18 protein-coding genes and 1 pseudogene are annotated in these 19,231 nt (G+C 58.5%); 14 read left to right on the top strand and 5 right to left on the bottom strand.

Annotated features, from left to right (window positions below):
* Positions 1-6: 6 nt before the first annotated feature.
* The 6 genes from ACEN42_RS42195 to ACEN42_RS42170 all read left to right on the top strand — a co-directional run bounded on the left by ACEN42_RS42195 (position 7) and on the right by ACEN42_RS42170 (position 2,368).
* Positions 7-279, top strand: coding sequence for a hypothetical protein (locus tag ACEN42_RS42195; RefSeq protein ID WP_371884268.1), 273 nt, complete (start codon positions 7-9; stop codon positions 277-279).
* Positions 280-475: 196 nt separating this feature from the next.
* A complete protein-coding gene (locus tag ACEN42_RS42190; RefSeq protein ID WP_371884267.1) occupies positions 476-721 on the top strand; it encodes an AbrB/MazE/SpoVT family DNA-binding domain-containing protein in 246 nt (81 codons plus the stop codon).
* The gene (locus tag ACEN42_RS42185) at positions 718-1,116 is read left to right on the top strand and encodes a PIN domain-containing protein (protein WP_371884266.1); all 399 of its coding nucleotides are present in this window, start codon (positions 718-720) and stop codon (positions 1,114-1,116) included. The genes ACEN42_RS42190 and ACEN42_RS42185 overlap by 4 nt, the downstream gene beginning before the upstream one ends.
* Positions 1,117-1,248: 132 nt before the next feature.
* The gene (locus ACEN42_RS42180; protein WP_371884265.1) at positions 1,249-1,425 is read left to right on the top strand and encodes a hypothetical protein; all 177 of its coding nucleotides are present in this window, start codon (positions 1,249-1,251) and stop codon (positions 1,423-1,425) included.
* Between the two features lie 303 nt (positions 1,426-1,728).
* A complete protein-coding gene (locus ACEN42_RS42175) occupies positions 1,729-1,977 on the top strand; it encodes a DUF2471 family protein (protein ID WP_371884264.1) in 249 nt (82 codons plus the stop codon).
* Between the two features lie 142 nt (positions 1,978-2,119).
* The gene (locus tag ACEN42_RS42170) at positions 2,120-2,368 is read left to right on the top strand and encodes a hypothetical protein (RefSeq protein WP_371884263.1); all 249 of its coding nucleotides are present in this window, start codon (positions 2,120-2,122) and stop codon (positions 2,366-2,368) included.
* Between the two features lie 194 nt (positions 2,369-2,562).
* Here ACEN42_RS42170 and ACEN42_RS42165 read toward each other — a convergent pair whose 3' ends face one another.
* The 3 genes from ACEN42_RS42165 to ACEN42_RS42155 all read right to left on the bottom strand — a co-directional run bounded on the left by ACEN42_RS42165 (position 2,563) and on the right by ACEN42_RS42155 (position 8,304).
* Positions 2,563-2,721 carry a hypothetical protein gene (locus ACEN42_RS42165; protein ID WP_371884262.1) on the bottom strand — a complete coding sequence of 53 codons (159 nt, stop codon included), beginning with the start codon at positions 2,719-2,721 and terminating at the stop codon, positions 2,563-2,565.
* A 363-nt stretch (positions 2,722-3,084) separates the two neighbouring features.
* Positions 3,085-7,242 (bottom strand): CheR family methyltransferase, encoded by a 4,158-nt coding sequence (locus tag ACEN42_RS42160; protein ID WP_371884261.1) that lies wholly within the window; start codon positions 7,240-7,242, stop codon positions 3,085-3,087.
* A 489-nt stretch (positions 7,243-7,731) separates the two neighbouring features.
* Positions 7,732-8,304, bottom strand: a complete 573-nt coding sequence (locus ACEN42_RS42155) for an HAD family hydrolase (RefSeq protein WP_371884260.1) — start codon at positions 8,302-8,304, stop codon at positions 7,732-7,734.
* A 315-nt stretch (positions 8,305-8,619) separates the two neighbouring features.
* Between ACEN42_RS42155 and ACEN42_RS42150 the strand changes: the two genes are divergently transcribed.
* Together ACEN42_RS42150 and ACEN42_RS42145 are read left to right on the top strand one after the other, a co-directional pair.
* Positions 8,620-9,123 (top strand): DUF2934 domain-containing protein, encoded by a 504-nt coding sequence (locus ACEN42_RS42150; protein ID WP_371884259.1) that lies wholly within the window; start codon positions 8,620-8,622, stop codon positions 9,121-9,123.
* A 52-nt stretch (positions 9,124-9,175) separates the two neighbouring features.
* Positions 9,176-9,616, top strand: a pseudogene (locus ACEN42_RS42145) (phosphohydrolase); the annotation flags it as partial.
* Positions 9,617-10,005: 389 nt separating this feature from the next.
* On the opposite strand, the gene ACEN42_RS42140 reads toward ACEN42_RS42145, so the two are convergent.
* A complete protein-coding gene (locus tag ACEN42_RS42140; RefSeq protein WP_371884258.1) occupies positions 10,006-10,923 on the bottom strand; it encodes a LysR family transcriptional regulator in 918 nt (305 codons plus the stop codon).
* A 141-nt stretch (positions 10,924-11,064) separates the two neighbouring features.
* Between ACEN42_RS42140 and ACEN42_RS42135 the strand changes: the two genes are divergently transcribed.
* From ACEN42_RS42135 to ACEN42_RS42115, 5 genes are all read left to right on the top strand, one after another.
* Entirely contained in the window at positions 11,065-12,531 is a 1,467-nt protein-coding gene (locus ACEN42_RS42135; RefSeq protein WP_371884257.1) for an amidase family protein, read from the top strand.
* 96 nt (positions 12,532-12,627) lie between these two features.
* Positions 12,628-14,007, top strand: coding sequence for an MFS transporter (locus ACEN42_RS42130; protein ID WP_371884256.1), 1,380 nt, complete (start codon positions 12,628-12,630; stop codon positions 14,005-14,007).
* A 97-nt stretch (positions 14,008-14,104) separates the two neighbouring features.
* Positions 14,105-15,232, top strand: coding sequence for a porin (locus ACEN42_RS42125; RefSeq protein WP_371884255.1), 1,128 nt, complete (start codon positions 14,105-14,107; stop codon positions 15,230-15,232).
* A 55-nt stretch (positions 15,233-15,287) separates the two neighbouring features.
* Positions 15,288-16,310, top strand: a complete 1,023-nt coding sequence (locus ACEN42_RS42120) for an MBL fold metallo-hydrolase (protein WP_371884254.1) — start codon at positions 15,288-15,290, stop codon at positions 16,308-16,310.
* A 683-nt stretch (positions 16,311-16,993) separates the two neighbouring features.
* On the top strand, positions 16,994-17,188 hold the full coding sequence (locus ACEN42_RS42115) for a hypothetical protein (protein WP_371884253.1): 195 nt from the start codon (positions 16,994-16,996) through the stop codon (positions 17,186-17,188).
* A 132-nt stretch (positions 17,189-17,320) separates the two neighbouring features.
* On the opposite strand, the gene ACEN42_RS42110 is transcribed toward ACEN42_RS42115, so the two are convergent.
* Entirely contained in the window at positions 17,321-17,470 is a 150-nt protein-coding gene (locus tag ACEN42_RS42110) for a hypothetical protein (RefSeq protein ID WP_374191239.1), read from the bottom strand.
* A gap of 794 nt (positions 17,471-18,264) precedes the next feature.
* Between ACEN42_RS42110 and ACEN42_RS42105 the strand changes: the two genes are divergently transcribed.
* A complete protein-coding gene (locus ACEN42_RS42105) occupies positions 18,265-19,179 on the top strand; it encodes a LysR family transcriptional regulator (RefSeq protein ID WP_371884251.1) in 915 nt (304 codons plus the stop codon).
* The last annotated feature ends 52 nt before the right edge of the window (positions 19,180-19,231 follow it).

The following is a 19,231-nucleotide window of genomic DNA, read 5'->3' as shown; positions in this document are numbered from 1 at the left end:
ACGAACATGAGCGCCCTAGCCGAATCCACGTCTATCAAAGCGATGGCCGAGAAGATCGAGCGTCTTGAGAAAGAGCTTGCCACTTGGCACTCTGCGTCGCACCTCCCTTCACAGTTGGGAGACTTCGCACGTATTCTGCGCACTCATGGAATCGCCACCGTTTTCCACGCCGGGAGGATCGATCCCATAGACGGTGGGACGGCAGCGGAGAGCGATTCCGGATCGCTGTTCGACGCCACGGATGGCTTCGACGAAGTTAAGAAAGCCAAGGTGGCTTGAATCCGAAAACACGGCAGCTTTATCGCGGTCGTGATGGCGGCGTCCTGCCGGAGCGCGCTATCGAGCGCGAATGCCTGCCATCAGACCCTTACCGAGCGGCGACTGAAAAACGCCCGCCGTTCGGACTTCCCAGTTCCCGCGCTCAGGGTTGCAGAATTCCTCTCCTTACCTTAAAGTAAGGATATGGGAGGGCACTATGACAGCAGCAACCGTTACGTCCAAAGGCCAAGTCACGATTCCTGTGGATGTGCGAAATCGTCTTGGCTTGGAAAGCGGCGACCGCATCGAATTCAGCTTCAACGAGTCCACCGGTAGGTACGAGGTCTATCCGGCCACGCGCTCCATCGCGTCACTAAAGGGTATCGTTAGAAAGCCGAGCAAAGCGGTGTCAATAGACGACATGAACCAAGCGATTGCGGAGCAAGGAGCATCCGCCCGATGATCGGACTTGATACAAACATACTGGTCCGGTACTTCGCGCAAGATGACGCCGTGCAATCGAAAAAGGCGACGACGCTGATGGAGTCCTTGACGGCCGAGCGGCCCGGGTTTGTCTCGCAGGTCGCACTGATTGAGGTCGTTTGGGTGCTAGCGCGCTGCTATGACGTTAGTCGCGGAGAGATCAAGGACATAGTTGACTCGATGCTGGGGACGAAGGAGTTAGTCATAGAAGCGGCGGACACGATTCGAAAAGCGCTTCGTATCTTCGCGGCGTCGGAAAGGGCTGATTTTGCCGACTGCGTGATCGAGCGGGCTGGCCACGTCGCGGATTGCGAGTACACCGCCACCTTCGATGTTACCGCTTCAAAGGTCGCCGGAATGCGCTTATTGAAGTGAATAGCGGCGATCGGCGATAGACGTAGGGAGCTGTCGGTGTCGCGGTTGTGATTAGTGGCGTCTTTTGGGAGCGTGCCATTGAGGGCAAATGGCTGACACCAAGGCGTATCAACTGACCGCGGGAAGCGAACCATGTCCAATTTGACTCGAGCACTTGCTCTGCGGGCAGCGATTAACGTTTTGCGTGATTCTGCCGAGTCGCGAGAAATGCCCAACGGCGAGCCGCTAACCGAGGCCGTTGTGCAGCTTCATTTCGATGCGGCGGACTTGCTCGAAGAATCCTTTTGGGACCTTAGTGATCACGAGTGAGGAAAACGACGCATCGAATTAGGACATGAGACGATGGCTACTATCGAACTCCGAATCAACGATCATGAACTTTAAGCCGAGCTTACTGCTGGACTTAGGGTAATCATTCGTGAGCGTGATGTGGCCGAGGTTGCTTACTCGCTGAGTGAAGCATTTGCCGCGCTGCTTCCGCACGGTCCGGAGTATGTGCTCCGGTCAACCGTCGACGATGCAATCAGGGCACTGTTGCGAAAACACGCACTGCCCAACTAAAGGAGAAAGAATGGATGCGCTGTATGCCGCGATGCGGCTCTAAAAGACTCCGTGCCTGCGGCGGTGCAACGCCATCGGGCGGCTGGCACGTTGACCTGGGCGCTGATTCATAGAATTGAGTCGGAGGTTCTCAGTGAGGTTGCGTCCAAGAGCGAACATAGCGCGAGGATGCTGGGCACGTTGCGAGCATCTCCGACATTGGGCTATCCAAACGACGACCGACCGGTTTCGTTCGAAGGCCACGACGTGGTTCCCTCGGTCTTCGGCGCGATCTACGCCGAGTGGAAACGCATCACCTGACAACGAGAAACACGTCAGCGAGACCTTATATGGCAGAGACCGAACAAGCTCATTCTTCCTTTGGGTGAACGGGTGAGTGTGGCCGGCGTACGCAGCGTCGGCTGTACGGCGGGACCCAGCGACAGAGAGACCAGAGACAAAAATGGACATTGCTTGGAACGACAACCTGCTACGTATCTTCGGGCTTGCTGCTCTGGTCGGAATCTGCTCTGGGGCCCTGGGCCTCGTCGGGCTTCTGGTGGGACAGGCGATAAATCTGTGGGCCGCTGAGTTGCATAGCGCCACGGTCGACGTTTCTGGAGCCGGTGGCATCGGCGGGGCGATAGGCTTAGGCCTCGCGGTGGCGATCTTCGTATGCGCGCTCAGTGCTGATGCGAAGCGTGACGTTTGACCCAAAGGGCTTCGTAAAACTACTCTTATCGCTCTTTCTCGCTCGCCATCGCGCCAACGGCGATCGGCGTTGGATCGTGACAGACGGCGAAACCGGTGAGCAGCGCAGCCTGACCATACGCGAACTGACGCCCGGCTACGACAAGATGCAATGGTCCGGTCGCCGTTTCCTCGACGATTGGACAGATTCAAGATTCAAGCGCCGGCCGCACCGGAGAGCGCATCTGCCAACGCTGGACTTTCAATACTCAGGATTACGTTGACCAGCAGGGCGTCAGAAAACTGAGCTTCGTCCCTCAATGGGCGCATACCCGGATCGGAATGGCCTTCGCTTGGTACTTCTATGGGTTGCATGGCAATCTGGTGAAAAGTGGGCAGATGGAGCGCGTGTTAGAGGCGGCGGAATCAGGGTTGATCGTCTTGCCCGAGCACGACTATTGTGTCCTCCCAGGTTGGGGCGACGCGCCCTACAGGTGCTGACGCAGAGGGGTCCGCTTTGTCCTCGCCTTGAACTTCCGCGTCCGGCCGTTTCCGGTCCTTCGCCCGTGCCTTTGCAAGGACCTTCGAACGACGGCTTGCCTCCGAAAACGGACCGGCGATTGAGCGGGCACCGATCTTCCAAGAAAAAAACTTTCAGGCTTAGACCGGGCCGCGTTTTTGGCTATGCAGCGCCACTGCAGACTTCGGAAGATGGATGGGCATCAGTTGAACCATCCGCTACTTGTTTGACAATTTTCCTTCGATAGCAGCGAGCAGCGCGTTGAGCGACACTGGCTTGCCCAGATGCGCATCGAAGCCAGCACGAAGTGCCTCGGCAGCATCTTGCGCGCGACCGAAGCCGGTTAAGGCGATCGCCGGAATTGTTTTGCAAGCGGGCAGCTCGCGCAACTTCGCAATCAGTTCATAGCCGCTCATCGTCGGCATGCCGATGTCCGACAGAATAAGATCAAATTCGCTCTCAGTGGAGGCCACCAAGGCTGCTTCGGGACTCGATTCCGCTCTGACCTGCGCCCCTTCCAATTCGAGCAAGCTTCGGAAGCCTTCCAGGCCTTCCAGCGAATCGTCAACAAGCAGCACGCGCAGACCTTTCAGAATGCTGGGGTCAGCGGCTTTGTCCGGGCGGGTAACAAACGAGGATGGAGGAAGACGTGGCAGCGACAGCCGGAAACAAGACCCTTTCCCCACGCCAGCGGATGTCCCCTCGATGCGTCCGCCGTGCATTTCAATCAGTTGCTTGGTGAGTGACAGGCCGATGCCCAGTCCGCCCCGGTCACGTCGACCACCGCCATCGGCTTGACTGAACATGTCAAAGACCTTCGGCAGAAATTCAGGAGTGATGCCTTGCCCCGTGTCGGATACTTCGACGCACACGAACCGATCATCGCTCGTGAGCGACAGACTCACGCGTCCGCCAGGCGGCGTGAATTTCACTGCGTTGCGCATCACATTCCAGATCATCTGCTCCAGGCGTACCGGATCGGCCTGAATGATCAACGGCGCGTCGACGCCCGACACCGACATTTGAATTTGCTTGTTCACCGCTTCCGTCTCGCTCGCCTCGACAATCGAGCGCAGAACGGATGCGAGATCGACCGGTGAGAAGTGCAACGTCAGTTTGCCCGTGCGCACTCTCGACAGGTCTAACAGGTCATCGATGATTTTAGATTGTCCGATTACCGAACGTTGAATCGCATCTGCGGCGTCCTGAACCAGTGCAATATCTTTCACTTCAGGCGAGCGGCTCAGCAATTCAGTCTTGACGTGGATCAGGTTAAGCGGGTTCTTCAACTCATGCGATAGTACCGCAAAAAACTCATCCTTCTGGCGGTTTGCCGACTCGGCCTGGGCCCGGATGGCGCGCTCAAGTGCCAACTGCTGTTGCTGCTGGCTCTCTACACTCTTGCGGTCCGTCAAATCACGCGCGATCTTCGCCAGACCCGTGAAAGCGGGAGTCTCGATCGACGTCATTACTCCGCTGCAATAAATCTTTCTTCCGTCTTTTCGCAGATGCCAGCGCTCGTCCTCGGCGCGACCCTCTTTCCTGGCCGTTTCGCGCTCGGCAACCGCTGCGCCGTTCGCGCGGTCTTCCGGAACGAAGATCAGATCGATCGGCTTGCCTACGACCTCGTGTTCCTCAAAGCCGAAGATGCGCTGCGCACCCCGGTTCCAACTGAGAATCGTGCCGTCGGGATCTTGCACGATGATTGCGTAGTCGTCGGTGGTCAACGCCGCGAGCTTCAGACGTTCTTCGCTTGACCGGGCAGCTTCCTCGGCCCGGCGTTTCTTGGTGATATCAACGAGTGTAAGCACGGCGCCGTCGATACGATCATCCAGGGTTCGGTAGGGCAGAACACGGCACAGAAACCAAGTATCGTCGTTCGTGCTGACTTCTCGCTCGGTGAGTTTCAGGTCCTCGAACGCGTGTCGCGCGTCAGCGGCCAGTTCCGGATAATCCAGACGGTGTGCAAGATGGAGCAGCGGGCGCCCGATATCCGTCTCGATCAAATTGAATAGTGCTACTGCTGATGGCGTATAGCGTTTGACTCGCATCGAACGGTCGACGAAGATGGTCGCGATGCCAGTGGACGCGATCAAGTTTTGCAGGTCATCGTTGGCTTTGGCGGTCTCTTCTACCTTCGTCTGCAAAGCACCGTTAACCGTTACTAGCTCTTCGTTTACCGATTGCAGTTCTTCCTTACTGGTTTCGAGTTCCTCCGAGGCCGAACGCATCTCTTCGTTGATCGCCTGCAACTCTTCGTTGGACGCCTTTAGCTCCTCGCTAGAGGCGTTGGCATGCTCGACGGTCGATTGCAACAGCTCCTTCATGCGCCGTAACTCGGCCTCGAGGTGAGCAACGACAGGGCTCTCGTCAGTCGACGGAACTTCGGGTGCGTCGGGCAGCGTTGTCTCATCTGCCTCGTCGAAGAAGACCGCAAGGACGTCCCCGCCAGCGGGATCGTGGAACGGGCGCACGGTCATATTGACGTAGGAGGAAGCGGTACCGCGCGCGAACCTCACGCGTTCTGCATCAACGCTTTTGCCGTGTCGCAGCGCCTGAAAGAGCGCAGTTCGAAGCTCCAGTCGCAGGTCCGGATTGATCAGGGTGAGCAGATTGTGCGAGGGTTCGCCGCTGACGTAACGGAGGAACCGGCCGATGTCCTCTGACATATGCAAGATCTCGCCGTCCCGATCGACCAGCACGCTCGGCGGCGCATACTGTTCCATCGCGCTTCGGTGCAAGGCGGCAAACGAAGAGTTCGTGCGACCATTTGCTGGTTTCACCGGGCTGAAGTGAGTTGGCTGCAACAGTGGGCCGGCGACCGGCAACACGGGGGCGGTGCGCGCACTCGCGAGCGTCTTTGCGCGATAAATCCGGTTCTTCTTGTCAACCGCGGTGAACAGGTCATCCGCGATCTCGGCTGACTCGGAACTACCGAGGAAAAGATAACCGCCGGGCTGAAGGGCAAAGTGAAAAGTCTGCAAGACTTGACGTTGCACGGCGCGATCGAGGTAGATCAGCACGTTTCGGCATGACACCAGGTCGAGCCGGGAGAACGGCGGATCACGCAGCAGGTTATGTGCGGCGAACAGGACCTGCTCCCGCAAGGATTTGGTAATGTGGTAGCGCCCGTGTGCGAGCGTAAAGGACTTTCGAAGCCGGGCAGGCGGAACGTCGGTCACAATCGGCGCCGGATAGATGCCGTCGCGCGCTCTCTCAATAGCGCTCTCATCGATATCGGTCGCGAATACCTGGATGCCACAGCCTTTATCGGCTTCCGCAACACATTCGTTGAGCAGCATTGCCACCGAATAAGCTTCTTCTCCGGTCGAGCAACCCGCCACCCATACGCGGACGCTAGCGTCCTCAGACTTGTCTTCGCAGATGCTCCGCACGATCTCGCGCTCGAGCGCCTCGAAAGCGTCCCGATCGCGAAAGAAATTGGTCACCCCGATCAGCATGTCTTTGAGTAACGCGGCAGACTCATCCGGGTGAGCGTCGAGAAATCGCTGATACGAGGGCAAGTCCCGAAGCGCATTGACTTGCAGGCGGCGCTCAATGCGTCGCAGGACGGTGGCGCGCTTGTAGTGGCGGAAGTCATGCCCGGTGCGGGCACGTAGCGTCATGAGGACCTGCTGTAACGCAGCCTCAGCTACCGACGTCGAATCCAAGGCCCCACTACCATTAGCCTCAGTTGGCATTACGGGCTGATCGTCGTCGACTGGTGGCAACTGGATCGCGCGCGCGTTGTCGCGTAACTCGATGAGCTTCTGCGGTATGTCAGCGACGGGCAGCGCAATATCCACCAACCCTGTCGCGATTGCATTGCGGGGCATTTCGTCGTATTCGGCGTCTTCAGGACTCTGCGCTATCGTGACGCCGCCATGCTCCTTAATCCGACCTATTCCGACCGTACCGTCGCTACCAAAGCCCGAGAGAATCACGCTGATTGCGCGGGTGCGGTGCGCTTCGGCGAGACTGCGGAAAAACAGGTCAATCGCCACCGGCCGTCCCGGTTCGCGATTAGACGGCTTCACACTCAGGTAGCCATCGTTCATCGACAGGTCGGTGGCTGGTGAAATCAGATAGGTATGGTTTTTTTCGATCTGAATCGGCTGCAGCACTTGAATGACCGGCATTTTAGTGACTCGCTGCAGCACGGCGTCGGCCTGGCTCTCATGGTTGGGAGATAGGTGAAGCACGATCACGAACGCCATGCCCGCGTCATTTGGCATGTGCTCAAAGAAGCGCGTTAGCGCTTGAATTCCGCCGGCCGATGCACCGATGCCGACGATCGGAAAATCGAGCGACGGCATGACGGGTCCGGTTACGTCGCGCGGGTCACCTGACGGTTCAGGCGCTTCATTGCTTGCCATGAATGACGACCATAGTTGAGCTACACGCTTGTTCGCAACTTCACCGACGAAATTCGAGCGTGCGACGGATTGACTAGTCGAGCGTACACCTCAAGCCCTGCACGCGTAATCGAAACAAGGGTTCGCCGACTCCGTCACGGCTTTTCGGGAAAATATTCCATCGCGCGCAACCTGCGACTTGGCAATGTAGCAAATAATGCGACCAAGCAGGCGGCCGCTCTTCGATTCGTAGAGTTGATTTCGTAAGACCAGTCGCCGCCGGTTGGATGACGCTCGACCAAGGTGGCGAGTTGCGGTTCGATGAACGCGGGCATTTCGCCCGGTGCGGCGATCGGTATCGGTACTCACGTTATTCGGGATCGTCCAGCGCCCCATCTCCGCGCCCACCATTTAAACGGTCAAGCTAGTAACGGCGAACGCTGGAGGTTCGCGAGCAGACCGGCGGGCCCAGGATAGATCGCAACACACCCGGCGTCTCGCAGGGACTGCTCAGGAAACGCGCCAGAGAGCAGTCCGACCGTGCGCAGGCCTGTCTTTTGCCGCAGCCTGAGCATCATAGGGCGAGTCGCCAATCACGATCGCGCGGTCGGCCGGTACATGTAGCTTTTGCAGGGCGACTATGAATACGTCCGGTGCCGGTTTTGATTGCTCGACGTCTTCCGAGGAAACCGTCACGTCAAGTAACTCCGTGATGGCAGCGAGCTTGAGGTACACCTCGAGATCATCCCTCTTCGCCGACGACGCGACGGCGAGCCTTAAGCCCGCATCGCGTAGTTTTTTAAGAAGTTCAGGCACCGCTGCGAAGGGCCGAACCATCGGCAGGTAATGCGCCTTGAAGTGCTTTCCCCTCCACGATTCGAGCGCTTGGCCGTGGTCTTGCAGTTCAGCGTCAGACAGAAAGACCGGCATCAGGTTGTCGCCGCCCTTACCGATTTGACTTCGCGCCTGTTCGAAGCTGACGTCATGTCCGAAATGATGAAACGCCTCGTGCCACGCTAGCGCATGAAGGTCGACCGAGTCCACCAGCGTCCCGTCGATGTCAAAGATTGCAGCAAGTGGCATAGGGCCTCCGTGGATCAGAAGGCCTTGCAAAGCGCGTACCTGCGGGAGTTTTCGCGAAATGGTCGATCAATCCGCCGGCTTGCGGCACGGCGACTGCAAGGTCCGCGCTCGGTGCTAATCCGTATCTTGCTCGATCACCGCTCGCCAACCCGTAACCTATCTCCTGGACAAAGACGGGTACAGGCATGACCTCATCCGACATTTGAACGCGTATCGTCGACGGAGCAGCTGAGCCGCGCAATCCGCGCTATGCGAGTTGAGCGCAGGAAAGCAACCTGCTATGGTCCCGCTGATGCCTTTGCCCACGGAGTCCGAATGCAACCTAAGTCCAATCTCGCTTTGCCCGAAGAAGCCATTCGAACCCGCGCCTATCTTTTGTGGGAAGCCGACGGTTGTGTGCACGGCCGCGATGATCACTACTGGCGCGAAGCAATCGTGCAGCTTCTGGCGGAAGGGATTCAGCCATCGCCGAGCCATTCGGCAGAGCCCCATATGGTCGTGGTCGAGAAAGCGCCAAAGAGGTCAACGACGGGCAAGGGCGTAGTGAGGAAAGTCGCGAAGAAAACCGTTGAAGCGGACGACACCGCAAAGGCCGAGGCCGAAAAGGAAGCAAACAAAAAGGCCGCAACGAAGGCGACAACGAAGGCCGCGGGCAAGGCACCGCATGCCGCCGTTGACCCCAAGACCGCAACGAAAAAATTCAAAACTGCCAAGAAAGCGAGGGAGGGTAGCGGCGATGAAGCGGCGGTGCCCACACCCGCACGACCCAAGAAGCCTCGTAAGAGCGTGTCCGCCGAATCGAAAGTCTCGGCGCAATGACCGGTCGAGTGAAGGACAGATCGATATGTTCGAGGTGATCGACTTATTGCTGCGCGAAAGTGAAGTGCGTTTTGAAGTCGACGGTGCCAACGCTGCGCGCGATTTCCTACGCAGCCATCATGTCGACGAGGCGGACGTGGCTAAGGTGTGGACAGCCGTAGCGCTCCATACGACGCCGGGCATCCCTGAGCACATGCACGGCGAGATCGCGCTGGTGCAAGCCGGAGCTGGAATGGACGTGGCGGCACGGGGCTTCCATGACTTCACAGAGGAACAGCGAGCGGCGGTCGTCGCAGGCTTTCCGCGCGGCGATGATTTCACCGGTAAGATGATCGACGCCTTCTACGACGGCATGAAGCATCGCCCAGGCACCACGTTCGGCACGTTCAACGACGATTTTCTGGCATGGAACGATCCGGGCTTCGAGCGCGCGAATCTGTGCAGCATCATCCTAAATTCCCGGTGGCGCGGTACGTCTTCCGCGACCCGTTGAGGCCCACTCTGGAATGCCGCCCCGGACACACGTGCTCGCCGCCAGGGACATAAGGTCACGGGTCCCGCACGCGGGTCCGACGAGCCGGATGTGCGCGGCACGCTGGTTCCGTTGGTCTGACCGATCGCAGTGCGACGGCATGGGCTCTCGATGGGCTAGCCGAGCGTTATGCCTTCGATTGCGCCGTCGATGACGCGGCGTGCGGCCCGTTGGCCGGTGTTCAAGCGCTTGCTCTCGAAGGCCTTGAAGTGTCCTTTCGCGCGGTAACCACGGCGTCAAGAAGCTGAAGCCCGCGGCGATCGCGGGCACGGCGTGAGGCGTTCATTGCCGGCCGCGCTCGACGCAGTCAACGCGCGGTCTCCTGCCAGCAGCAAGTTCGGAAAAGCCCCTCATAGCGGATTTTTTGAGATAGCACCGGGCATGAGGCTGGCAACTGTATGCCGTAGCCAGACGTTCCCGGGATCGCTGTGAAAACGTGCGTGCCAATGCTGCTTCACTGAATAGCGAGGCAGTTCAAAGGGAACGATCAAGTATCGAATCGGCTCGCGCGATACCATCGCCAGGGCGTAATAGCGTGGCACGGTCGCGAGCAACTCAGTCTCGCTCACTATTTGCGCAACGGCCAGAAAGCTCGGCACTCGCAATGCGATGTCTCGCGTGACACCAGCAGATGTCAAAGCCTTTTCGACCATCGCGGTATGTCCCGTTGCCGGATTGAAAACCTCCACGTGTCGTTCGGCGACATAGGTGCTCTTGCCAAGCCGCTTGCCAATACGCGGGTGCGAAAGGCTCGCAATACACAAAAAGTCTTGTTCGAACAGGGCTTGCTGATAGAAGCCGGCGTCGACCTGCGGCATATAGCCGACCGCCAAATCGACGGCGCCGTCTTCAAGCCTTCGAGGACTGTCTGGACTGATCTTCTCGGCCTCGATACGAATCCTCGGCGCATGCGATTGCAGGTGTCCAAGCAACCGCGGGAGCAGAGCAGTTTCGCCGAGATCGGTCATGCACACGCGGAACGTCCGGTGTGAACTGGTCGGTTCAAAGACGAGCGCGCCTGTACGCGCGACTTCCAAATCTTCACGAACTTTTTGCAGCACCGGTTGCAGCGCGACTGCGCGTGGCGTTGGCAACATGCCGCGTGACGTTCGCACAAAGAGTTGATCGCCGTAATAGTCTCGCAGGCGATTGAGCGCAGTGCTGGCCGCGCCTTGAGTCATGTCGAGCCTGTCCGCAGCGCTTGTCACACTGAGTGTCTTGTAGATCTCATCGAAAACCCAGATCCATTCCACGTCGAGCGAAGCCATTTTTTCATTCCCAGTAATATCGAAAATTTCGATAGGCGGTATCCCGCTACTCGGTTGTCTCGATAGTAGCGCGATGGAAGAATACACGCATCAACTTAGATATCTGAACCCAATGTGACTTACGATCAAGCTCGATTGAATATGTCAACCATGCACAACAGCCATTGGCTGCAAACCGAACGATCTGCCAGCACACTCCCTGGTGAAATCTGGCGCTGGGACGCTGTCGATATTGCCGCACAGGTGCGCGCGCGTTCCGTCTCTTGTGTGGAGGTGCTGAAGGCGTTTCATCAGCGGATCGATTCGATCAATCCGCGACTCAACGCCATCGTTCATGAGGATCGAGAACGGGCTCTCGAAACCGCGAATCAGGCAGACGCTCTTCTGCGCAGCGCGCCGCATCAGGCAGGCATTCTGCATGGCGTGCCCTTGACGGTAAAGTTGAACGTCGATGTAGCGGGCGAAGCCACGACGAACGGGAATCCGGCTTACGTGCAACACATTGCACCGGCGGACAGTTCCGTGGTTGCCAACTTGCGTAGTGCTGGCGCAAACATCATCGGCCGCTCGAACGTACCGCCGTTCTCGTTCAGGTGGTTCACAGAAAACCCGCTATACGGCAGGACGCTGAATCCCTGGCGGGCCGACATTACTTCGGGCGGGTCGAGCGGCGGCGCCGCTGTATCGGTCGCAACGGGCATGTGCGCGCTTGCGCATGGCACCGACATCGCCGGGTCGATTCGCTATCCTGCGTACGTCAACGGTGTAGTGGGCCTTCGCACCACGCCAGGACGCGTGCCCGCCTATCATCCGACTGTCAGGCAGCGCTTCTTTGGCCTTCAATCGATGTCTGCGCAGGGCCCGTTGGCCCGGTCGGTCGCCGACGTGCTGCTCGGACTACGTGCGATGACCGCCGCCGACACGCGCGACGCGACGTGGGTCAATGCGCGTATGGAACACGCCGATGATCATTCGGCAGTGGTGGTCGCCCTGGTCGACGAAGTGCCCGAAGCGACCGTCTCTCCCGAAATCAAGATCGCATTGCGGGAAGCAGCGAAAGCGCTTGCCGATGCCGGCTATGTCGTTGAGCGGGCGAATCCTCCCGAGATCGGGCAGTGCGTAGACGTGTGGCAATCGATCGTCATGACAGAGGTTCGCCTCGGCATGATTTCCGCCGTGGATTCGATGGAAGACCCGGATATCAAACGATCGATTCACAACATGGTTGATTGTGCGCCAGTTGTCGATCTTGGAGGTTACGTTCGCGCCATCGCACGGCGGGACGAATTGCGTCGCAAGTGGAACGAGTTTCTTGGCCGTTATCCAATCGTACTCTTGCCGAGTTCATGCCGCCTGCCTCAACCGTGGGGTGCGGACCTTGGAACGATCGAAGAGATGCGCGCACTCATAGCCGCGCAGAGTCCCTTGATGGCCACCGCGGCACTCGGCCTTCCAGGCATCAGCGTTCCGATGGGTTTGAGTGGCGGACTACCGGTCGGTGTGCAACTGGTGGCCAACAGCTTTCGGGAGTTGCGTCTGCTGGCTGCCGCGTCCGTCATTGAGCGTTATAAAGGCGATACGTCAGCACTAGACTACGGGGCGGGCTGAGTAACGCGAGCAGAATAATTAGTCACTCACACGTCGGACGTACATCGTAGTGCGAATGAATAATATCGTTAAAGTCGAACAATCAGGAGATGATTCATGTCGTCGGATAACACGCTATCTGAAGTCCTGGATGTACAGTACTTCATCGATCAACAAAGGTTTTCACCTTATCAGTGGCTCATCCTGGCGCTATGCTTCATGATCGTGGCGGCCGACGGGTTCGACACAGCGGCAGCCGGATTCGTTGCACCGGTACTCGCCAAGGAATGGGGGCTGACCTGGGTCCAGCTCGGACCCGTGTTGAGTGCCGCACTCATCGGATCTGTAGTCGGCGCGCTTGTAGCAGGCCCCCTTGCGGATCAGATCGGTCGAAAGCGAGTCTTGGTCGGTTCCGTCGTCACCTTTGGCGCGCTGAGTCTTGCGTCGGTGCAAGCCAGTTCCATCGAAGCCTTGACGCTCTTTCGCCTCGGTTGCGGAATTGGCTTGGGCGCGGCCATGCCGAACGCGACGACACTGATTTCCGAATACGTACCGGCAAAGCACCGGGGACTGCTTGTCAACGTGATGTTTTGCGGCTTCACGATAGGCGCTTCCGCTGGCGGATTTGCAGCCGCTCTGCTGATACCGGAGTTCGGATGGAGAAGCGTATTCTTCGCCGGTGGCGTCGTGCCGCTGCTGCTTGCAGTCGTGCTGCTCGCCTGTCTGCCCGAGTCGGTTCGCTTCATGGTCACGAAGTCATGGCCCGCGGCCAGCATCAACAAGGTACTCGGTCGAATTGCGGGCACACCGTTGGAAGCATCCCGATTCAAGCTTCATGAAGGCACCGAGGTGGAGAACCACACGCCCGTCCTGTTGATCTTGTCGAAGCGGTATCGCACGGGAACCCTGTTGCTGTGGCTCACGTATTTCATGGGTCTGCTCGTCTACTTTCTGCTGACCAACTGGCTTCCGACCTTGTTGAAGGACAGCGGGACGACATTGAAGCAGGCATCCCTGATTACGGCGTTGTTCCCACTCGGCGGCGGTATTGGATCGGTCGTCTGCGGATACGCCATGGACCGCGTCAACACTCATCGCGTAGTTGCTGCCGCTTACGTGCTGACCGGTGGCCTGCTTTGGGGCATTGGACAGCTTACCGGCGAGGTGGTCTTGATTGGCGTGCTGATATTTGTCGCCGGTAGCTGCCTGAACGGTGCGCAGGTTTCCATGCCGGTGATCGCTGCGGACCTTTATCCGACGAATGGGAGAGCATCCGGTATTGCGTGGATGCTCGGAACCGGCCGCATTGGCGGGATCGTTGGCTCGATGGCGGGCGCAAACCTTCTGCAAGCCGGGCTTGGCCTCGGCGTCATCGTTAGCATGCTTGCGATTCCAAGCTTCATCGCAGCCTTCGCTCTTTTGATGAAGGATTCCGTAGCGTACAAGCAATCGCATGCGCCTGTCATTTCAGAACAACTTACACCCGGTTCGGAATAGCACAGGTTGCTAGGAGATAGCAAGCTACGGCGCTATTGGCATAACGCATAGGATAGTGAAGCAATCGGGCGGTTCGAATTTTGTGGATTGAGACGCAATGAAAAGAGTGTTGATCGGCTTGTTCACTGGATTGGGCTGGATGAGTGGCTACGCGTTTGGGCAAAGCGTGCAGACTTATGGAATCGTCGATACAGGTATCGAATATGTCACGCACGCTGGCAATCCTGGCGGCAGCCTCGTTAGGATGCCCGCCGTCACCGGCTCCACTCCTTCACGTTGGGGATTGCGTGGGTCCGAGCCAATAGGAGGGGATTATTCCGTGAAATTTAATGTGGAAAACTCCTTCAATCTTCGGGCCGGAGATCTCAATCAAGGCGGGCGTCTCTTCGGCCGCCAGGCGTGGGTCGGGATCTCAGGACCAACGGGTTCGTGGTTCTTTGGCCGACAGAACACGGCAACGCTCTACACGATTTTGGATAACGATGTCATGGGTCCTGCAATCTACGGGATCGGTTCCATTGACGCGTACATTCCTAATGCTCGGAGCGACAATGCGGTTGGATATCTGGGTACATACCGCAGTTTCACGATAGGAGCGACGTATTCGTTTGGTAGAGATGCGGTCGGGGGCAATACGCCGGGGCAAGGCCTATGCGCCGGATCGCTACCGGGCGCGCCGACCGAATGCCGACAGTGGACAACCATGATCAAGTATGACGGGCCAACGTTCGGCGGCGGGATCTCGTACGACGAGCAGCGAGGCGGGACAGGGGCCGCTGCCAACTTCTTTGATGGGATGCCGCCCGTGCCGATGGCTAGTGCAACTGACGTCGATGCGCGGTTGCTGGTCGCGGTGCATGTCGCGTTCGGCAAGGCAAAGGCCGAAGGCGGCTGGCTGCATCGCAACACGGGTAATGAATCTTCCCAGCCGATTATACGCTCGGACATCGTATTCGGTGGACTTTCATATCAGGTGACACCTTCGACCGTTGCCGAGGCGGAGGTGATCCGAGTTATCAATAGGCAGCACGATACTCGCGCAACCTTATCCACCGTGCGTGGATTCTATCTGCTTTCGAAGCGTACGGCTCTGTATGCGCAAGTGGGCTACCTCTGGAATAGTAGCCAGGCTGCGTACACGATCAGCGCGGGCGGAGGCGGTAGCACGCCACGCCGCGGTGCTAATCAGCTAGGCGCGGTGATCGGCATGCGGCAATTGTTCTAGCGCATGATCTTGCGCCGCCCCACCCGTTCTTTCCGACCTTCCGAGGTACCTCCGAATGAAGACATCTTCAAGATCCATTGCGACCGAAAACGGCTCGCGAATCCGTTCCGGACTGATATCCCTGTTCATTTCGCTTGGTGCAGCGCTCGCGTCCGTCTCTACCGCAACGCTTGCCGATCCGGCTAGTCAGAGCATGAACAGCATGAATGCCACGCGGGACGACTACTTTCACACAGGCGCCGGTGCGCGGTATTTGCGCAGAGCGGAGACGGATATCGTCGTGCAACCGCTTCGCGGCAACATTACGGAGTTGATGGGATCGGGCGGCAATATCACCGTTCTGTGCGGCAAGGAAGGAAAGTTCCTCGTCGATGCAGGCGTCAGCAAATCGAAGGAGAAGTTGCGAGCCGCACTCGATAAAATCGGTCCCGCACCGTTGAAATACGTGGTCGATACGCATTGGCACTGGGACCATACCGACGGCAACGGCTGGATGCACGAAGCTGGCGCCACGATCGTTGCGCACAGGAACACCTTGAAGCATCTCAGCGAAACGACTCATGTCGATGCGTGGAACTGGACGTTCGAGCCCGTGCAGGAAAGTGCAAGGCCGACGCTCGTTATCGACGACAAGAGGACGTTCTCATTCGAGGGAAGCACCATCGAAGTCGAGAATTTTGGGGGCGGCCATACGGACGGGGACCTGTGGGTGTATTTCAAGGACGCCGACGTGCTGGCCCTGGGCGATACTTTCTGGAACGGCTTTTATCCGTACATTGACAATGAGGATGGCGGCAGCATCGATGGCGCGATCAAGTGGGCTGACAAAGCCATCGCGCGCACGACCGAGCACACGATCGTGATCCCCGGCCACGGTCCTGTCGGTACGCGAAGTCAACTCATCGCATTCCGTGACATGCTGGTCACGGTACGCGGCAACGTCGCGGCGCTAAAACGACAAGGCAAGTCACTTGACGAAATCGTCGCAGCGCAGCCGACGGCCGCCTTTGATGCTGTCTGGGGAAATTTTGTCTTCAACGGCGCTCAGTTCACGAAGATGGTTTATGCCGGTCTTTAAGCGATCGGTTATTTGCCGACTGCCCCGGTCACGCGAGGATGAATTCGACTGAAGACAATCAATTCGAGAAGCTGGCTAATCGTGAAAATCACCCGACCGGGTGGCCGATGCGGCCCGACTTTACTTTTGGCTATGCGTTGCACAGCTCTACGAGTGCAGATTGCCTGACCGATCCGAATACGCTTTCGTGTTTCTGATGTCTCAGGCCGGATCCTTCGGGTCCGGATTTATGAGCGCTATCGATAGGTAGCGCTCTTTTTTTAGGCGGCATCGCAATAGATTTTTGCGACTGCAACGCGTCAGCACGAACATCGGTGACCGCCGTCGGACTTTTCGATGTCGCCTTATGCTAAGGAGCGGTCCCTCACGTCGGTCCAACCTGAGTGGCTCCTCAGGGTCGGCAAGGGAAGCTCGCCCGCCGGCGCGTTGAGCGGCGAGCCGCGCGAGAGTGAAGCGGTGACAGTTGCGGTTTAATTGATCTGGATGGTTCTGCGTGTCGTCGCTCGACGCAAACCCTCGGTCCGTGGACTGCTGACGTTGGCATCGCCCGATTGAGTGACTCCGTTCGTCATTTTCCTTCGTAATCGGCAGATTGCTTCCTGCTTTTCCGGGCTGTGATACGCTGGATTCGAGAAACAATAAGTCGGGACCGAACAACGCCTAGGTGCGATCCAGGAGACGCGATGGAACAAGACAAAGACGAACCCATTATCTTGCATATTTACCGCCTTCCGACCGGTTTATGGGGCGGGCGGCTGTCTGCGGGCGAGGACACGATAGGCGAGCTAGGGGCTTTTCCGTCCACGAAGGAAGTAGAGCAGGCGGCCGCCGATACAGGTCTATACCCCGATCGGGTCGAAATAGAGACGGAGCAATAAACCCCCTGTGATGCCTTACGACCTCCACTGCTCTCTCTGGCCCGTCATTTAATATCAAATCGCCGTTAGGACGGCGGAGCTTGTCCGCCTTCACATATACCTGGCGGTTTCAGGCCGAAGTGCAACAAGGGGTTAATGCTTAGCGTCTTGAGGTTGACTTGCTGAGGCGAGCGTGGCGGCGAAGACCTCGAACTGGCGGCGCAGTTCGCCGCGCGGCTGAGCGTAGATAGCCGTGTAGATGGTTTCGTGCGATACGTGCTGGGTCGGGTCGGTCGGATACATTCGCCTAAGTGTGCCCGATATCTGCTGGGGCGACCACTTCCAGTCCAGCAACGTGAGCACAACCCGCCAGCGAACGCCCTGCGTGCAAAGCTTGGCGGGGCCGCACCCAGCCCTACGGCGGGCGGCGCATAGTGCTTGAGCTGGCACGGATGCGTAGCCAGCAGGAGAGCTGTTGCGCGTCAGTTCACGGCTCACGGTGGACGGCGAGCGCCCGAGCATTCGGGCCATGGCCCGAATGCTCACATCCTCCAGTCGCAGGCTTGCGAGGGCGAGGCGTTCTTCAGGTTGAAGATGCTGGTATGAAGTAGTTTTGTCGGGCAGTGCAACACCTTATACGAGATAGGTGTTGCACCTCGCGTTTGAGGCCGCCCCTTTTTCCACGCGGCTAAAGACGCACCTGCGCAGCCAAGGGTTTCAAAAGGACGAATAGTAATCCTTCGTTTCGAGCGCTTCCGCGGCTGATGCCGTCGCGTTCGCACTTCTGCTGCGCTAGATGGCTGATCGAATGAACGTGTGCGCGTCTGGGTGCAGCGCCATCAACGCCCGCGGCACGCGATCGATCCCGCCGAAGGCGTCTTCAACCGGCCTCAGCGACGCTCAGCCCCCTTGAGGGCAAGCCGCCAAGGGGCCGCATTCTACTCAAAATCAGTCATCGGAGTAAGGAAAAAAGAAGCGGCCCCAGCATCTGATCGGCTAAGTGAGGTCGGCGCCCCGCCTAACGCGTGCTTTGTCTGGGGAGGCCGTCGTTTCGCTACACTGCGCATTTTCGCTGACGATCTGATAGGAGAGGGTGCATGGACCGCATGGTGGCGATGGAGACCTTCGTAACAGTTGTCGATGCGGGTTCGTTTTCCGCCGCCGCGCGCCGCCTGAAGCTCGGCCAGCCAGCCGTCTCAAAGGCGGTCGCACAGCTGGAGGAACGTCTAGGCGCCCGTCTGCTGTTGCGATCGACACGTGGCCTCGCGCCGACGGATGCCGGTCAGCGTTTCTACGATCACGCACTGAGGGCCGTCGATGAGGCCGATCAGGCCGAGCAGGCTGTGCGCGAGTCGTCGGAAGGCTTGTCGGGACGGTTGCGCATCGGCGCAGCCGTTACGTTCGCCCGGCTGCATGTCTTGCCAGCCCTCAAGTCTTTTCTGGATCAGCACCCCAATCTGAGCATCGACATCGTACTTGACGATCGGTCCGTCGATTTGCTTGGAGAGGGCGTCGATGTCGCATTGCGTATGGGCACGCTGGACGATTCGACCATGACCGCGCGTCGCATCTCCAGCGCGCGGCGGTTCGTCGTCGGCACACCGTCATATTTCGCCGAAGCCGGCGTTCCTCAAACACCTGTCGACCTTAACCGGCATCAGGCAGTCGTTTACTCTCTGCGAGGCGGCGGTGAATCGTGGTTGTTCAGCCGCAGTGACGGCTCCGACTCGACCGTGACCTTGTCCGGCCGGATAAGCGTGAACGCGGCTGAAGGCATGCGCACGGCGGTACTCGGGCACATGGGCTTTGCCGTCGCTTCGGAATGGATGTTCGCCCCCGAACTCGCAAACGGGACGGTTCAGGCCGTCCTGACTGACTGGACGTTGCCGCCGATCGACCTGTGGGCGGTTTTCCCGTCCGGTCGCATGGCAACCACGAAGGCGCGTGCCTTCGTTGCGTTTGTCGAGCACCTTCTCAATGAGCGCAACTCTGGCGCAGGCCTCACCGGCTAGACGCTGCGCACCTTTGCCCCCTCGCAGCAGGAATAGGCGCTATTCCCCGCCC

Source organism: Caballeronia sp. S22 (genome assembly GCF_964261745.1).
GTDB classification, from domain to species: Bacteria; Pseudomonadota; Gammaproteobacteria; order Burkholderiales; family Burkholderiaceae; genus Caballeronia; species Caballeronia jiangsuensis.
The sequence above is the reverse complement of the archived record's forward strand: the minus strand, read 5'-3'. Positions and strand labels throughout refer to the sequence as shown.

Coding starts and splice junctions, on each gene's coding strand:
- ACEN42_RS42170 (WP_371884263.1), top strand. CDS start 2,120: ATGGACATTGCTTGGAACGACAACCTGCTACGTATCTTCGGGCTTGCT.
- ACEN42_RS42115 (WP_371884253.1), top strand. CDS start 16,994: ATGGAACAAGACAAAGACGAACCCATTATCTTGCATATTTACCGCCTT.
- ACEN42_RS42185 (WP_371884266.1), top strand. CDS start 718: ATGATCGGACTTGATACAAACATACTGGTCCGGTACTTCGCGCAAGAT.
- ACEN42_RS42130 (WP_371884256.1), top strand. CDS start 12,628: ATGTCGTCGGATAACACGCTATCTGAAGTCCTGGATGTACAGTACTTC.
- ACEN42_RS42150 (WP_371884259.1), top strand. CDS start 8,620: ATGCAACCTAAGTCCAATCTCGCTTTGCCCGAAGAAGCCATTCGAACC.
- ACEN42_RS42180 (WP_371884265.1), top strand. CDS start 1,249: ATGTCCAATTTGACTCGAGCACTTGCTCTGCGGGCAGCGATTAACGTT.
- ACEN42_RS42110 (WP_374191239.1), bottom strand. CDS start 17,470: ATGTATCCGACCGACCCGACCCAGCACGTATCGCACGAAACCATCTAC.
- ACEN42_RS42125 (WP_371884255.1), top strand. CDS start 14,105: ATGAAAAGAGTGTTGATCGGCTTGTTCACTGGATTGGGCTGGATGAGT.
- ACEN42_RS42190 (WP_371884267.1), top strand. CDS start 476: ATGACAGCAGCAACCGTTACGTCCAAAGGCCAAGTCACGATTCCTGTG.
- ACEN42_RS42105 (WP_371884251.1), top strand. CDS start 18,265: ATGGACCGCATGGTGGCGATGGAGACCTTCGTAACAGTTGTCGATGCG.
- ACEN42_RS42140 (WP_371884258.1), bottom strand. CDS start 10,923: ATGGCTTCGCTCGACGTGGAATGGATCTGGGTTTTCGATGAGATCTAC.
- ACEN42_RS42155 (WP_371884260.1), bottom strand. CDS start 8,304: ATGCCACTTGCTGCAATCTTTGACATCGACGGGACGCTGGTGGACTCG.
- ACEN42_RS42195 (WP_371884268.1), top strand. CDS start 7: ATGAGCGCCCTAGCCGAATCCACGTCTATCAAAGCGATGGCCGAGAAG.
- ACEN42_RS42135 (WP_371884257.1), top strand. CDS start 11,065: ATGTCAACCATGCACAACAGCCATTGGCTGCAAACCGAACGATCTGCC.
- ACEN42_RS42160 (WP_371884261.1), bottom strand. CDS start 7,242: ATGGCAAGCAATGAAGCGCCTGAACCGTCAGGTGACCCGCGCGACGTA.
- ACEN42_RS42165 (WP_371884262.1), bottom strand. CDS start 2,721: ATGCAACCCATAGAAGTACCAAGCGAAGGCCATTCCGATCCGGGTATG.
- ACEN42_RS42120 (WP_371884254.1), top strand. CDS start 15,288: ATGAAGACATCTTCAAGATCCATTGCGACCGAAAACGGCTCGCGAATC.